This window comes from Reyranella sp., assembly GCF_965229815.1.
Classification (GTDB): Bacteria; Pseudomonadota; Alphaproteobacteria; order Reyranellales; family Reyranellaceae; genus Reyranella.
In genome coordinates this window covers 1,174,822-1,189,997 of sequence record NZ_CBDDJN010000006.1, presented here as the reverse complement: position 1 = coordinate 1,189,997, position 15,176 = coordinate 1,174,822, and the positions used below count along the sequence as shown (strand labels likewise).

Annotated in this window: 14 protein-coding genes; 8 read left to right on the top strand and 6 right to left on the bottom strand. The window is 67.7% G+C overall.

All coding sequences use genetic code 11. The features are described 5' to 3' along the window. Positions 1-151 precede the first annotated feature (151 nt). From ACO073_RS17100 to ACO073_RS17085, 4 genes are all read right to left on the bottom strand, one after another. Positions 152-1,123: an AraC family transcriptional regulator gene (locus ACO073_RS17100; RefSeq protein ID WP_421998885.1), complete on the bottom strand. Its 972-nt coding sequence runs from the start codon at positions 1,121-1,123 to the stop codon at positions 152-154. Between the two features lie 308 nt (positions 1,124-1,431). Further along, positions 1,432-2,355, bottom strand: coding sequence for a class I SAM-dependent methyltransferase (locus ACO073_RS17095; protein ID WP_421998884.1), 924 nt, complete (start codon positions 2,353-2,355; stop codon positions 1,432-1,434). A gap of 142 nt (positions 2,356-2,497) precedes the next feature. After that, a complete protein-coding gene (locus ACO073_RS17090) occupies positions 2,498-3,217 on the bottom strand; it encodes a hypothetical protein (RefSeq protein ID WP_421998883.1) in 720 nt (239 codons plus the stop codon). Between the two features lie 548 nt (positions 3,218-3,765). After that, the gene (locus ACO073_RS17085) at positions 3,766-4,971 is read right to left on the bottom strand and encodes an MFS transporter (protein WP_421998882.1); all 1,206 of its coding nucleotides are present in this window, start codon (positions 4,969-4,971) and stop codon (positions 3,766-3,768) included. A 245-nt stretch (positions 4,972-5,216) separates the two neighbouring features. Between ACO073_RS17085 and ACO073_RS17080 the strand changes: the two genes are divergently transcribed. From ACO073_RS17080 to ACO073_RS17055, 6 genes are all read left to right on the top strand, one after another. Next, a complete protein-coding gene (locus ACO073_RS17080; RefSeq protein WP_421998881.1) occupies positions 5,217-6,443 on the top strand; it encodes an SLC13 family permease in 1,227 nt (408 codons plus the stop codon). A gap of 182 nt (positions 6,444-6,625) precedes the next feature. Beyond that, positions 6,626-7,009, top strand: a complete 384-nt coding sequence (locus tag ACO073_RS17075; RefSeq protein ID WP_421998880.1) for a hypothetical protein — start codon at positions 6,626-6,628, stop codon at positions 7,007-7,009. Positions 7,010-7,213: 204 nt separating this feature from the next. Then, a complete protein-coding gene (locus ACO073_RS17070; protein WP_421998879.1) occupies positions 7,214-8,164 on the top strand; it encodes a hypothetical protein in 951 nt (316 codons plus the stop codon). Between the two features lie 84 nt (positions 8,165-8,248). Continuing rightward, positions 8,249-8,791 (top strand): hemerythrin domain-containing protein, encoded by a 543-nt coding sequence (locus tag ACO073_RS17065; protein WP_421998878.1) that lies wholly within the window; start codon positions 8,249-8,251, stop codon positions 8,789-8,791. Positions 8,792-8,955: 164 nt separating this feature from the next. Beyond that, on the top strand, positions 8,956-9,681 hold the full coding sequence (locus tag ACO073_RS17060) for a CBS domain-containing protein (protein ID WP_421998877.1): 726 nt from the start codon (positions 8,956-8,958) through the stop codon (positions 9,679-9,681). 82 nt (positions 9,682-9,763) lie between these two features. After that, positions 9,764-10,105 (top strand): hypothetical protein, encoded by a 342-nt coding sequence (locus ACO073_RS17055; protein WP_421998876.1) that lies wholly within the window; start codon positions 9,764-9,766, stop codon positions 10,103-10,105. 6 nt (positions 10,106-10,111) lie between these two features. On the opposite strand, the gene ACO073_RS17050 is transcribed toward ACO073_RS17055, so the two are convergent. Continuing rightward, a complete protein-coding gene (locus ACO073_RS17050; protein ID WP_421998875.1) occupies positions 10,112-11,653 on the bottom strand; it encodes a DHA2 family efflux MFS transporter permease subunit in 1,542 nt (513 codons plus the stop codon). Positions 11,654-11,684: 31 nt separating this feature from the next. Here ACO073_RS17050 and ACO073_RS17045 point away from each other — a divergent pair, with 31 nt between their 5' ends. Together ACO073_RS17045 and ACO073_RS17040 are read left to right on the top strand one after the other, a co-directional pair. Then, complete coding sequence (locus ACO073_RS17045; protein ID WP_421998874.1) at positions 11,685-12,146, top strand: MarR family winged helix-turn-helix transcriptional regulator; 462 nt, start codon at positions 11,685-11,687, stop codon at positions 12,144-12,146. Further along, positions 12,143-13,228, top strand: coding sequence for an HlyD family secretion protein (locus tag ACO073_RS17040; RefSeq protein ID WP_421998873.1), 1,086 nt, complete (start codon positions 12,143-12,145; stop codon positions 13,226-13,228). Before ACO073_RS17045 ends, ACO073_RS17040 begins: the two co-directional genes overlap by 4 nt. Positions 13,229-13,274: 46 nt before the next feature. Here ACO073_RS17040 and ACO073_RS17035 read toward each other — a convergent pair whose 3' ends face one another. After that, positions 13,275-15,089: a sulfatase-like hydrolase/transferase gene (locus ACO073_RS17035; protein ID WP_421998872.1), complete on the bottom strand. Its 1,815-nt coding sequence runs from the start codon at positions 15,087-15,089 to the stop codon at positions 13,275-13,277. Between the last annotated feature and the right edge of the window lie 87 nt (positions 15,090-15,176).

Here is a 15,176-nt window from a genome sequence, read left to right as displayed (position 1 = left end):
ACTCGTGGCGTACAGCCCTGGATCGTCGCCTCTGCCCGCCCACTAGGTCATCCACTACTTTCAACCGCTTGATTTTGGCGCGTCGCCCGCAGCCCCCTTTACTTCCAACACAGCAAGCGATCTATCCGCCTTGCGAATGCGAAGTGGCTGATCACCGGGTTAGCGAGCGCTTCAGGCTGGTGGACGGACTTTCGTCGAAGACCCTCCGGTAGAGCGTCGAGAAGCGACCCAGGTGCGTGAAGCCCACTTGCATGGCCACGCTGGCGACTGTGATGCCAGCTTCGGACCGCAGCAGAGCCTGCCGGGCATGGTCTAAACGGACTTGCATGAGCCTTTCCCTCGGAGTCATGCCTATCGCGCTTTGGAACGAAACTTGTAGGCTGCGGAGGCCGACGCCCACAGCCTGGGCGACCTCGTTCATCGATCCAATTGTCGCGTAGTGCTCGCGAATATAGCTCTCTGCCGCTTTGACTTGCCGGAGGGACGAAAACGGCGAGCTATTGCCATCCGATAGGGCGCCGCAATCCTTCAGCACCGCGATCAACTGCTCGAGTGCGAGCCCGCTTGCGATGTGCTGGACTCTTGGTTGGGCCAGCAGGCTTCCCGGACGCGACAATTCCTGAATCAGGTAGCCGAGGTAACGTTGAAGGCTGGGGAAGCCTTGAGAGGGCTGCGTCGATTCGAAGTGACATTCAATGTCCGGCCGGACAACGCGCATTCCCGCCCGGCGGACTTCTTCGCGGACCACGAATTCCGGCAGCAGCAGCACGTTTGCCTCGAAATGGGCACCGTGGGCGGATCGAGCCCGGGTCGCGCGGCGATTGGGCGCAAAAAGAAGACCCGCTTGTGGTTCGGCGACCCATGACCTTTTCGATGTTTCGACCTCGAGCTGACCGGATATGGGCAGCAGTACGGTAAGCTTTTCAGCCTCGCGTAGGGAAATGAAGTGACCGGTGGAACGAACGCGCGCGACCTCGAGATTCCCAATCGTCGCGATGTCCTCGACCATCTTTCCGTGCTTGGCATGGTCGAACCGGAAAGCTTCGGTGAGCTGAAACATCCTTGCGTTGCCGGAGGGTCGTGCCACTCCGCCACGGACTTCGTTTCTGATGAAGATCGACATTGGTGGCGCCGGATCACTTTGGCATTTTCTTGCCTTGTCAGCGCGAGAATGCTGCCCTGTCAGGGCAAAGATGTCGACCTTGAATGCGGCTGACGGGCATGGGGGTGAGCGCGGTCGATTGCCGAGGTCGCGCGCAGGCCTCGGTAACACCAAGCGAGGGTCGGCCGGCGCGCGGGCGAGCCAGCCACGCGATCACAGCCAGCGCGAGAGGGGCACCACGATCTCGCGGACGATCAGGGTTCTTCAAGAAAGTAGACTCTTGGAGAGAGTCGATTAACCGTGAACGAAGCGATTACACTTGGAAGGGGCTACTGCGACCGAAAATGTGCGACCAGCCAGTCGCCACGGCCGATGGGCTCCCCGATCAGATCGATAAGGCCGCTCAGCATCAGTCTGGACAGGCGCCACGCTCCCATCAGGGGGCGCCGCTTCAGCCCCGACAGGTATGTCGGAATCAGCCATGAATCGTAGTGTCGGCTGAACAGGGAACACTCGCGCATGCGCACGGCCGCGAATCGCGCGCGTGACGCGCAGGCGATCAGGCCGGACTCCGTGAACCCCGTGAGATGCTCGGGATAGTACAGGCAGCCCGACCGGGTCACCGGGCGCCCGAGCATCCGCTTGCACCAGAAGCCGATCAGCGAGCTCAAGCTCTCGCGGTTCGGGACGTGGACGACGAGAATGCCGCCGGGCTTGAGCTTGCCGTGCAGCTTCCTGAGGATCGCCGCTGGATCGTCCAGGTGTTCGATGACGTGGAAGGCGGTGATGACCGAACAGCTGCCATCTTCGAGGTCTTCCAGGGAAACGAAGGGCACCTGGAACGCCGTGCTGCCGGCGTCGGCGGCCACATGGGAGCTGTCGATCCCCGCGGCATCCCATCCCGCCTCTCGGGCAATGGCACAGAAATATCCGGGCCCCGCACCGAAGTCGACGAGCCGCCGTCCGGGTGGATTCAGGCCTTCGATCTCCCGAAGCTGGGACAGGAAGCGCGATCGCCTGAGGTCGAGCTGCGCGAGGTACTCGCGGTCGTCATAGCCGTCCAGATAGGGGTAGTAGGTCCCGTAGTCGTGCTTCTGCTTGATCGGTCTCTTGTAGAATGTCGTGCCGCACTGCTCGCAGAGGATGACCGGTTCATCACGCCCGCCGCTCCTGACCCGACCTTGTCGCGACGCGCAGGCGGGGCATTCGCCTTCATCGTCCTGCTGATCCCTGGAGCGCGCTGGCAGTAGCATGATTTCAACCCAACCGGGCCCGACCTCTTTGCGGAATGGCGCCAGTCTCCAGTCCCGGAGAGGGAGAGGAAATCTTCTTTGGCTAACCCGCGTGCAGTCGTTGGCTCTTGCAGGACCGGCGGTCCTCTCGCCGGTTGCGCCCTCACTCCTCGCCGGTCCGAACGGTGCGGTAGCGGATTTCGTAGCCGTCGGAGGGGCGGGCGGGTCTTGCCGTGTCCTTGCCGGGCTCGGCGACATAGCTCGCTGGCTGCCAGGCGCCGAAGGCTGCGCTGGAGGCGGGGCTCAGCCCAAGCCTGATCTCGAACAGCACATCGGTCCTGTCGGGCGTGGTGAGGACGAGCGTGCGCTGCCAGGTGCGGTAGTAAATCTCGACGTTGCCCACGATCACGGCGCGGCCGTCCTGCCGGCGGGGCGGTTCGAGGCGGCCGGGCATGCGATTCCGGCTGGTCTGCAGCTCGATCGCATAGCCCTTGGCCCCGGGCGGGTCGGTGCCGGGCGGCAGCCGGATCTCGAAGGCCAGTTGCGGGGCCGGCCCATTGGTTTCGATGACCGGACGCATGAACCACATCGCGCCGAGCCCTGCGGCGGCCAGCCCCACGAAACCGGCCGCGACGAGGGCCAGTCGTCCGGCTATCGCACCGCGGCCCGTGGGGCTCCGGCGGCGCAGGACAAGCACGGCGCCGGCAACGAAGCCGAGAATGGCGCCGATCGGCCCGCCGATGAACACGGCGAAATAGCCCGACGCTCCTTCGAAGCCCGTGATGCCGAGCAGCGGAGCGAGCACGGAGGCGGCGGCTGCGCCAGCCAGGAAGCCGAGGCCGCAGCCCGCGGCGCCGGCGAGAAGAGCGAGCAGAAGGCTCATCGCTGCGACCATAGCGGGCGGTCGGGCGGCGCTCACGGGGCAACATCCGGCGAATGGCGACCCTGGGCCCGGCAACGCCGGCCGGCGCGCAGCCGATTGTCACCCCATCATGCGGGCCGGAGCGTCGACGTCGTTCGCCCGCTATGGCCCGATCTCAGGGCGCCCGTTGGCGGGTGCAGTCCCAGGGGCAAGGCTCCGGCGGGCCGCAGCCAACGGCCGTCCCCAGGAGCAGCGCCAACAGCAGAAACCTTACAATCATCGATGTCCCCGGGTTGCAGCCGCCTTCGGCTCAACCATTTGCTGGCCTGGTCTCAATCATCCCACCGGCGACTCCCCTCCACAAGGCGACGAGCCTTCGCAACACGGGACTGTGAGGTGAATTGAGCCGCAGCCTGAGCGGCTGGTCGTTGCCCGCCCGCGCCTCTACAGCGGGATGAGATGAGGTGGAATCGCGTGCGATTCCACCTCATCTCATCCGCGCGCACGACTGTCGTAGGTTGCCGGAGGGCACGATGAGATTGGCTGTTTCCAGCCAATCTCATCGTGCTTTAGGCGAGGGCCGGCGGCCGTGCGGGCGGACGGGCCAGCCATAGCAGCAGGCCGACGGTGAGAAGGTTGCCGACGCCCGCGAGAGCGCCGATGACGAAGCCTGGCCCGTAGGCGTCGGCAATGTCGAAGCTCAGGGCCGCCTGGAACCCGCCGAACGCATGGCCGAGCCAGGCCACGGAGATGACCACGCCCATCCACAGCGCCTTGTTCTCGACCGGCGTCAGCACCCGCGTGGCAACGAGGAGCGAGGTCATCACGCCGGCGTAGGCGAAGCCATAGACGATGCCGAAGACCAGAAAGCCGCCGAGGCTCTCGAAGTGCAGGAAGGCGAGCACGCCCACCGTCTGGAGCGCCGACGCCAGCAGCCAGGACAGCTTGGCATCGATCAGGTCGCAGAGCTTTCCATAGGCGATGCGGCCGGCGATCGCGGCCACCAGCATCACCAGCATGACCGATCCGGCATCGATCGGCGCGATGCCGCAGCCGATCATCAGCGGCATGGCGTGCATCAGGGGCACCGCCATGCAGGTGCAGCACAGGAACACGGCCAGCGCGAGGAGGGGCACCGCGACCTCGCCGGCGATCGGCGGCTCGGGCATGGAGGCCGCGGCTGACGCCGCGGGTGGTTGCCGCAGGAAGGCGCCGAGGGGGACCAGCAGGCACGCGAACAGGCCCAGGACGAGCATCGCCTGACGCCAGCCACCGGCTTCGATCAGCCACGCGGCAACGAAGGGCACGCCGCCCTGGCCCAGAGCCTGGCCGGCCGCGGTGATGCCGATGGCCAGTCCGGCCGCCCGCGGGAACCAGGATCCGACATAGACGAAGATCGGGGCGAAGACGGTCCCGCTGCCCAGCGCGCCTGCCACGAAGAACAGCGCATACAGGAGCCAGGGCGCGGTCGCCTGCGAGGACAGGATGAGGCAGAAGCCCGTCGTCACGGCCGAGACCATGGCGATGGAGCGCATGGTCCAGTTTCTGGCCAGCAGCGGCATGACCACGGATCCGACCGCCAGGCCGACAAGCCCCGCCGAATTGATCCCGGTGATGCTGGCGCGCGTCCAGCCTTCGGCCTGCTCCATCGGCACGACGAAGGCCGTGAGACCGTTGGCCAGGACGCCGATGATGACCGCGAGCATCGCGGCCGATGCGCCGACGGCGTACTTCCCGGGATCGATGCGCGAAAGAACCACTCTGCCGACCTCCATCGCCCGCAACCTACAGGCAAAAGGCCCGCCAGGAATGTGTGCGTTGGCACCGATCGGCGCGGCGCGCTCCGGGTTCCGTCGGCCGCGTCACGCTCCCCGGCGAGGTGCCGTGATCGACCCTGTTGGGCGTGGTAGGGTCCTTCATCGTGTCTGCAGTCTCGTGAACCGTCTCACTGTAACGAACCCATGACGACGCTCTTGCAAGCCTGTCGCGCCGACTGCGGCGTGGCCGGACGGGGAGAACGGTGACCCTCACCGTCGTCATCTTCCTCGCGACCTACCTCGCCATGGCGGTCGGACGCCTGCCGGGATTTCGCGTCGACCGCACGGGCGCGGCGCTGCTCGGCGCCATCGCCATGCTGGTGTTCGGGGAGATCACGCCGGACGCGGCGTGGGCGGCGGTCAGCTTTCCCACCATGGCCCTGCTGTTCGGCCTGATGATCGTGTCGGGCGCCTTCGCAGTCTCGGGCTTCTATGCCTGGGCGGCGGCGCGGGCGGCCGCGCTCCCGGTCGGCCCGGCCGGACTGCTCGCCGTCCTTGTCGCGGTCTCGGGCCTGCTGTCCGCCGTGCTCACCAACGACGTCGTCGTCGTGGCGATGGTGCCGCTGCTCGTCCAGCTCTGCCTCGCGCGCAGCCTGAACCCGACGCCGTTCCTGCTGGGCTTCGCCTTCGCCGCCAACGCGGGCTCCTCGGGCACGATCATCGGCAGCCCGCAGAACATGATCATCGCCCAGGCGCTCGACCTGTCGTTCGTGGGTTTCCTGCGCGCGGCGGCGCTGCCGTCGCTGCTCTCGCTCGTTCCGGTGTGGGCCGTGCTCGTCCTGCTCTATCGCAATCGCTGGTCGCTGCCGGCCGGCGAGACCCCCGACGAGCCGCCGCCGGCCGTGCCGCTCGATCTCATGGAGACGGCCAAGGCGGCGGCCGTCACGGTCGCGGTCGTCGCTGCCTTCTGCCTGACCGGCTGGCCGCGCGACCTGGTGGCGCTGGGCGCCGGCGCCCTGCTGCTGCTCAACCGCCGCATCGCCTCGGCCGACGTCATGAAGCATGTCGACGGCAACCTGTTCATCCTGCTGGGCGGCCTGTTCGTGGTGAACGCCGCGCTGGCCGCCACCGGCCTGCCGCAGCACGCCATCGCCGAGATTCGGGCGTGGGGTCTCGACCTGCAGCATCCGCTGTCCCTGTTTCTGTCGATGGGCGTGCTGAGCGACATCGTCGGCAACAATCCGGCGGTGCTGCTGATCCTTCCCTATGTGCAGGGCGGCGACCCCGAACTGATCGGCGCGGCGCTGGCGCTGGGCACGGGTCAGGCCAGCAACATCGTGGTGTTCGGCAGCCTGGCCGGCATCATCGTCGTCGAGGAGGCGGGCCGACGCGGCGCGCCGATCTCGCTCGCCGAGTTCTCGCGGGCGGGCGTGCCGGTGTCGATCCTGAACATGCTGCTGTCGGCCGGCTGGCTGCTGTTGCTCGCGTGAGCGGGCCGCCGGACAGGTCAGGCTGGCGGCACCCGCGGGAATCTGGACGCCGTAAAGACGGCCCGGCGCCCGGCATGCGCCTCGCCGAACTGCCGTGACATGGAACCGGTCCGGTAATCGGGGCGGAACGGCACGAGGGGGCGACCCGTTGAAGGGGTGTGTATTTGCCCGGAGAGCAGTTTATGGATCCCGCCGCGCAGCATCTCGACCTCGTGACCTTCACGGATGCCCATCCCGGCGGTCATCTGGTGGCGGGGCTGCTCCCGGACGAGGTGTCGGGTGCCGAGCTGTCGGCGCTTCGGCGCCACATCCGCCGGCTGATCGAATCGCTGAACGTCCGCGGCACCTACGCCACGGGCCTGGTCCGCACGGCCGAGACCACGGAGATCCATTGCCTCTTCGAGAAGGCGGAAGACGCCGGCCAGCTCGCCGCCTGGGTCAACGCGCAACCGGCGCGTGACGGCGCCGGGGAACGCCGGTTCGTCATCGACGAGGCGATGCGCGATGCGCTGCGCGAGGCGGCGACGGGTGGCGGCAACCGCGCTTCGCGGAAGAAGCGGGCCTGACGATCGTCGGGGCAGCGCCGGCGAGCCCGCCCGCATCGTGCAACCTTGGCGAATGGCGGTCCGTTAGGCGGGTGCGGCCGCGTCACCCCCGACGGCGGCGCACAAGGAGATACCGTCATGAACGCCATCATTTACCTGGTCGGCCTCGTGGTCGTCGTCATGTTCATCCTGTCCCTCGTTGGCCTGCGCTAGAGGGAGGCTGACATGGCCGTGGTCACAAATACCGACATCGCACCGGTGGCAGCCTCGGCGCCCCGGATCGCCTTCCGCTATCTCGAATGGGGGCCGGTGATCCTGGGGGCGCTTGCCGCCGTCGCGATCTCGGTCGTGCTGCTCACCTTTGGCGCCGCCCTCGGCCTGACCGTCGTTTCGCCTCACCCGTATGCCGGGCTTTCGGCGAAGGCCGTCCTGATCCTCACCGCCGTCTACATCGCCATTGTCCACGTCGCGTCGTTCGGCGCCGGCGGCTACCTCGCCGGCCGGACGCGTAGTCCGTGGGTCGAGGGCAACAGCGTCGAGCAGCATTTCCGGGATGGCAGTCACGGCTTCGCCGTCTGGGCGATCGGTATCGTCGTCGGCGCGGCCCTGGCCGTGTCCGGCGTGACCGGCATCGTCAACGCAGCGGCCAAGTCGGCGACGGCCATCGCCGCCGCCGGCACGGCGGGGGCCGCGTCCAACCCCGCGCTCGGTCAGGCGGCCGTCAACCAGCTCTCGTCGACCGACTACGCCGTCGATCGACTGCTCGCGCCCGCACCCGGGGCGGCGGCCGCTCCCGACGGCGCCGGCCGCGTCACGCGCGCCGACGTGGCGGCGCCGATGGCGCGGACCCTTGCGGCCAATCTCGCGGCCCGCAACGACTCCGTCGATGCCAAGGACCGCACCTATCTCGCGCAGCTGATCTCGCAGCAGACCGGCCTGCCTCAGGCCGAGGCGGAGAAGCGTGTCGACGAAGCCTACGCCCAGCTCAAGACGGCCGAGCAGAAGGTGCGCGATGCCGCCGACCAGGCGCGCAAGGCGACGCTGATCGCGGCGTTCCTGGCTGCCGCGACGCTGGCGATCGGCTGTGCCGCCGCCTGTGCCGGTGCGGCTCTGGGAGCGCGTCATCGCGACGAGAACACGCTGATCGTTCTGTTCGGTTCGCGACGCTTCTGGTGAATGAAAGTCGATCGGCGGTGCGGAACGCCTGGCGCTCCGCACCGTTGATCGGCCGCATTCCATCCATGATCGAAAGAGGCCCCCATGTCTTCGCAAGAGAAGCCCGACGCCATCGCTCTCCTCAAGGCCGATCACCGCAAGGTCGAGGAGCTGTTCGAGAAGTTCGAGAAGGCGCGCAGCGACCGCAAGGCGGCGCTGGTCAAACAGATCTGCACCGAGCTGTCGGTCCATTCGACCATCGAGGAGGAAATCTTCTATCCGGCCTGCAAGGGCAAGATCGAGGACGAGGACCTGCTCGACGAGGGCTATGTCGAGCATGACGGCGCCAAGGTGCTGATCGCCGAGCTCATGGACAGCAAGGCTGACGGGGAATTCTACGACGCCAAGGTCAAGGTCCTGTCCGAGATGATCAAGCACCACGTCAAGGAGGAGGAGCGTCGCAGCGAGGGCCTGTTCGCGCAGGCGCGCGATGCCGGCCTCGACGTCGACGACCTCGGCGAGCGCTTGATGGCGCGGAAGGAAGAGCTCATGGCGCAGTTCGAGCGTCGACTCCCGCCGCCGCAGACGCGCAGCTTCACTGGCCACAAGCTGGTGCAGGGCGAACCGCTGGACGCCCCGGCAGCCTGACCGGTACTCCGCACCCGGCTTCCGCAGCCCCGGCCTCTGGCCGGGGCTGCTTCGTTTTGGGTCCCCCGACTGCGAAAAGCCCCAGGCCGGCAAAATTACGCCATGATCGGCGCGCCACGGCGCGGTAGATGTCGCCGGCGCGGGCAGAACCAGGGGAGGGGCAGATGAAGGCCAGAGAGGTGATGGATCGTCAGCCGGCGGCCATCCGACCGGAGGCCTCGCTTCTCGATGCCTTGAAGATGATGGTCAACAGCGGCGCAGGAACGATCTCTGTCACCGATGCGCAAGGCGGACTGGTCGGCGTGCTGACGGAATTCGATCTCATCCGTCACGTCGTGGGGAGCGACAGCAGCGCACTGTCGACGTTCCGGGCGCAGCTCGAGGACGAGGGCGCCTTGGCCGAGGACTATGCCAGGATCCTGGCGCAGGCCGTGTCGAGCCTCATGACGCGGGACGTCGTCACGGCGGCCGAGGACACCGAGCTTCACGTCATTGCCGACCTCATCGTGAAGCACAAGACCCGGAGCATCCCGATCGTCCGCGACTCGGCGCTGGTGGGCCTGGTCAGTCGCGCGGATCTCGTCATGGCGCTGATGTCGCGGCCCCAGGCGGGCAGGACGCCGCCGCCGCCGCCGGCGAAACAGTCTGTCGATGACGACAGCCTCCGCGAAGCGGTGACGATTGCGGTTCGCAGGGTCGGGGTGCCGCTCGGCGGAAGCTTCGACGTGGTCCTGCGGGGCGGCGTCGTCCACCTCTGGGGCGAGGTGGTGGACGAGACGGCGCACCACGCCTGCACAACGGCTGCAAGCCGCGTCGAGGGCGTGACGGACGTCAACAACCACATGCAGGTCGTACCAGCTTCCCGTCGGCAGCCATGGCGCCGGCGGTAGTTCCCACCAAGAATGGCCGGCGGGCTCACGTCGCCCCGTGATACAGTGGCAGCCGCGGCGGGGGGCCGCCGGGGAGACATTCATGCGTCGCTGGTTGCCGTCTGTCGTTGGCCTCGGGATGCTGCCGGCCTTGCTGTCGCCTGCCTCGGCGCAGACCCGGAAGGAAGCCGAGGAGATGCTGCTCGGCCTGTACATCGTCTCCATCGCCATCGACGCCTGCGACCTCGACCTGACCAAGGAGCAGGAGAACCGGCTCGACTACTGGATCGAATGGGCCGAGAAGAAGCTCGATATCGCCGACCGCAAGCTCGACAAGGCCTATGCGAAGATGGAGGACGAGGTCGAGAAGGACAAGGTGGCCTTCTGCAAGGAGATGACCCCGGTCGCCGAGAAGGCGCTCAAGGAGCTGCCGGCGCAGCCCTGACGCCAGTCAGCGCGCCCGCGAGCGGCTGCCGACCAGGAGGGCCAGCGGCACTGCCAGCGCCGAGGCGAGCGTGTAGAGCCCGAAGGCGTTGATGTAGCCCAGCATCGCCGACTGGCGCGCGATCTCCTTGGACAGCTTGGCAAGCCCCGTCACCGTCTCCGGGTCCCAGGCGCCCGTCACCCAGGGCATCAGCAGCGACCGGTTGAAGGGGTTCACCAGCTCGACCAGCCGGCTGTAGTTGGCGCTGGTCGCGCGCACGACCTCGGCGACGCAGATCGAGATGAAGAAGCTCGAGCCTATGTTGCGCAGCAGGTGGTAGACGGCCGTCCCCTCGGCGAGGTTGGCCGAGCTGGTGGTGGCGAAGGTGGCGAGCGTCAGCGGCACCCAGATGACGCCGATGGCGATGCCCTGGACCAGGCTGTTGGCCATCAGCGTGGCCGTGCCGACGTTCAGGTCGAGCGACATCAGCCATATGCCCGACACGGCCTGCAGCACAAAGCCGCCGCCGATGCCGATGCGCGGATCCATCCTGCCGACGAAGATCGCGAGAAAGAAGCCGATCGTGGCGCCGACGCCGCGGGCGGCGATGATCTCTCCGATCAGCGAATCCGGGAAGCCGGCATGCTGCTGCAGCAACGGCGGCAGCAGGACCATGGGCGTGAAGTTCAGCATGCCGTAGATCAGCACCAGGATGAGGCCGAGTGCGTAGTTGCGATCCCTGAGAAGCCGGAGGTTGAGGAACGGCCGCGGCGTCGTCAGGCTGTGGGCGAGGAAGATCCAGAAGGCGATGGCGGCGATCGCCGCCTCGACGACGATCTCGCCCGAGTCGAACCAGTCGAGCCGCTGCCCGCGCGACAGGACGAGCTGGACCCCGGCGATGGCGACGGCGAGGGACAGGAAGCCCGTCCAGTCGAGCGCGACCCGTCCGGTCGGGCGGTCGTGGGGCAGGGTGAAGCGCAGGCCGATGAAGGAGATCACGCCCACCGGCACGATCATGTAGAAGGCCCAGCGCCACGTGTAGAGTTCCGACAGGAGGCCGCCCAGGGTCGGCCCGATCACCGGACCGATGACGACGGCCATGCCGAAGATCGACGTCACCAGGCCCTGCTGGCGCTTGGGAAAGGCGTCGAGCAGGATCGTCTGGGAGAGCGGGATCACCGGCGCGCCGAGCGCGCCCTGCAGCACGCGCCACAGGATCAGCGTCTCGAGCGAGGTCGCGGCGCCGCACATGAAGGTGGTCGCCGTGAACAGCAGGACCGACCAGGTCATCGTCTGGCGCCGGCCGAAGCGCCCCGCCAGCCAGCCCGTCATCGGAGTCATGACCGCCGTGGCCAGGATGTTGAACGTCATGGTCCAGGCGATCTCGTCCTGGGTGGCCGACATCGTGCCCTGCATCTGGGGCAGCAGGGTGGAGGCGATCAGCAGGGTCGTGGCGTAGAGGGTCGATCCCAGCACCACCATGATCAGGATCAGCACGCGCCGGCCGACCGAGAAGGCTTCGGCGGCATCGGGAGGCGCGACGTCGGCGGTGGCGGCGCTTGAAGTCATAGCCGAGGCTAATGTAGCCTATGCAACAATCATGGACCAGCGCCTCTCCGGGCCGGAAGACGACGGCTACATCGGCTACATGCTCTCCGACGTCGCGCGACTGATCCGGACGGTGTTCGACCGGCGCGTGCGCGACATCGGGCTGACCCGCGCCCAGTGGCTGGTCCTGACGCGGCTCTATCGCCGGCCCGGCGCCAGCCAGACCGAACTCGCCGACATGCTCGAGATTGACCGCGCCAGCGCCGGTCGCATGATCGACCGCATGGAGAAGAACGGCTGGGTCGAGCGCCGTCCCGACGGCGGCGACCGGCGCATCAATCGCCTCCATCTCACCGCGGAGGCGCGCAAGGTGCACGCCGCGATGTGGGCGATCGCCGAAGCCACGGTCGACGACGCGCTGTCGCCCCTGTCGGCCACCGAGCGGGTCCAGTTCACGTCCCTGACGGCCAGGGTCAAGGGCCGGCTGCAGTCGCTGGCGGGGAGCGCGCCGTGAGCCGTCGCGGCCAGGCCGGGCTTCGGCTCGTGCTGCTCGTCGTCCTGCCGGCGCTGGCCGCCCTCGGCGGCGCCTTCTGGTGGTTCTCGGGCGGCCGCTACGTCAGCACCGAGAACGCCTACGTGAAGGCGCACATCGTTCAGATCGCCCCGGAAGTGTCGGGCCAGGTGCGTCGCGTCCTGGTGCGCGACCATCAGGAGGTGCGGGCGGGCGAGACGCTGATGACCATCGAATCGCGCCCCTTCAAGCTCGCGCTCGACAGCGCCGAGGCCGAGCTCGACGCCGCGCGCAGCCAGGTCGAGACGCTGCGCGGCGTCTGGCGCGAGACGGTGAGCGAGCTGGCCGACGCGGAGGCGCGCGCCGACTACTTCCAGCGCCAGTTCCAGCGCCAGGAGGAACTCGCCTCCAAGGGCATCGCGTCGGTCGCCAAGCGCGAGGAGGCGCAGAACGAGGCGCGCGCCGCCGCCGACCATGTCGCCACGGTGCGCGAGAAGCTGCGACGCGTGCTGACGGCGCTCAACGGCGATCCCAAGCTGCCGGCCGAGGAGCATCACCTGGTGCGCGACAAGACGGCGGCGCGCGAGCGGGCCGCGCTCGACCTCGCGCGCACCTCCATCCGGTCGCCGGTCGACGGCGTGGTCGTGAACATGCGCGTGCAGCAGGGCGAGCAGGTGAAGGCGGCGACGCCGCTGTTCGCCGTGGTGGTCGTGAGCCGGCCCTGGGTCGAGGCCAACTTCAAGGAGACGGAGCTCACCCACGTGCGGGTCGGCCAGAAGGCGACGGTCGTGGCCGACACCTACCCGGATGCGACCTGGGAGGCGGTGGTGGAGAGCGTGAGCCCGGCCACCGGCGCGGAGTTCGCCGTCCTGCCGCCGCAGAACGCCTCGGGCAACTGGGTCAAGGTCGTGCAGCGGCTGCCGGTCAAGCTGCGCCTGTTCCCCCATGCCGGCGAGCCGCCGCTGCGCGCCGGCATGACCGCGACGGTACGCATCGACACGGGGCGCGAGAGCAAGGTCGACGCGCTGATCAGCCGCCTGTTCGGCGGCAGCACCCGTGCCGACGAGGCGACCGCGCTGCGGTAGAGCGGGACGAGATCGGCTGCTTCCAGCCCATCTCGCGATGCCTTGATCAGATGTTGATGCTGGCCGGACCGGCCTTGCCCCAGTCGACGAAGTCCTTGAACGGCAGGAAGCTGCCGTCGTCGACGCCGATCTCGGCGGCGATGAGGGCATTCATCTTGGTGTTCATGGTCGCGATCAGCTCGCGGTTGCGGTCGAAGTCGTAGGCGAGGTTCACGACCTCGTCGGGATCGTCCTTGAGGTCGTAGAGCTCGAGGTCGTTCTTGGCCTTGAGCTCGTCCAGCGTCCGGGGCGTGTTGTAGCCACGGAACGGGAAGTAGCGCGTGAAGCGATAGCGCCCGTCGGTGATCGAGCGGATCGCCACCCGCAGCGCCCAGTCGATGGGAAACGACTCGATCGTGCTGAGCTTGTCGCGTTGCGGCACCGACTTGTTGTGCACCGTCTCGTAGAAGAACTTCGTGAAGCCGGGATCGTGCACCATGAGCTGGCTGTAGCAGAACAGCACGCCGCCGCGGGCGTCGCTGAACTGCGGATTGTCGGGCTGGCGCAGCAGAGGGGTGAGGTCGCGGCCCTTCATGCGCGTCATGACGTCGGCGACCGGCGTCGTCGACTTGCCGGTCATGCCGACGATGGTCGGCAGCAGGTCGAGATGCGAGGTGAGCTCGCGGCAGCGCCGCCCGCCGGGGATGCCGGGGTGCACGACCAGCAGGGGGACGTGGTTCTGCTGGCGGTAGGCGGTGGTGCCCTTGGACACGAGGCCGCCGTGGGAGCCCAGCAGCTCGCCGTGGTCGGCGGTGAAGACGATGATGGTGTTCTCGGTCAGGCCGAGCCGGTCGAGCTGGTCGAGCAGCCCGACGATCTGGCGGTCGACGTCGCGGATGGCATTGAAATAGTAGTTCTGGTGCTTGCGCATCCGCGCGTCGCTGTCGGGGATCAGGCCGGTGAGGTAGCCGTTGGCGGCGTGATACAGGCGGTGCGCCTGGGGACGGCCCGGCGCGTCGAGCGACTGGTGCAGCGTCGACTGCAGCGGGACCTCGTTCCACTCCTTCCTGTAGATCGTGTCGTCCGGCGCATAGTCGATCGCGAGGAGGGCGTCCTTGGCCTGCACCGGATGGCCCTTGTCGTCGGTGTTGAACCACATGATGTCGTGCGGGTTCACGAAGTTGACGGCGAGGTACCAAGGCTGGCGCCGGTCGGCCATCGACCGGCCCTTCGCCTTCAGCCACTGCATCGCCTGGGCCGACGTCAGCTCGTCGTACTCGTAGCCGCCGCGCGCGCCGTCGATGAAGTCGCCAGACCCGGTGTAGTCGAAGAAGCCGTAGTCGCGATCCATCACCGATTCGAACAGCGCCTTGATGTCGTTGGGATGGTTCTCCATCGCCATCGCGGTGTTGAGATGGAACTTGCCCTTGTAGGCCGGGTAGTAGCCGATCTTGCGCAGCACCTTGCCGACGGTCGGGAGCTTGGCGTTCAGGCTCTTCATGTAGGGGACGCCGGCATTGTCGAAGATGCCGTTGTGCGGCTGGTGAAGCCCCGTGTAGATGACCGCCCGCGATGCCGAGCACATGTCGGCGGCGATGTGATGGTTCTCGAAGAAGGTGCCGGTCCGGCGCAGCCGCTCGCGGCCGGGCAGGGGCATGGGCCATTCGTAGCCCATGTACTGCTCCTGGTCGGTCAGGATGAACAGGATGTTGTAGCCGCCGTCGGTCGAGCCCGGCGCATCGGCTGAGGGGAACCGCGATTCGCTGCCGCCGGTGATGGCGGGCGCCTGGGCCAGCGCGGCACCGCCGCCGGCCAGCGTGGCGCCCGCGAGCGCGGCGCCCGACTTCAGGACGGTTCGACGGGTAGACGTGAGCTTGCGCATGACAAAGGTCCCTCGCTTCGCTCGGGATGACAATGGATGATGTCATCCCGAGGGCGAAGCCCGAGGGACCTTTACGGCGACTGGGCG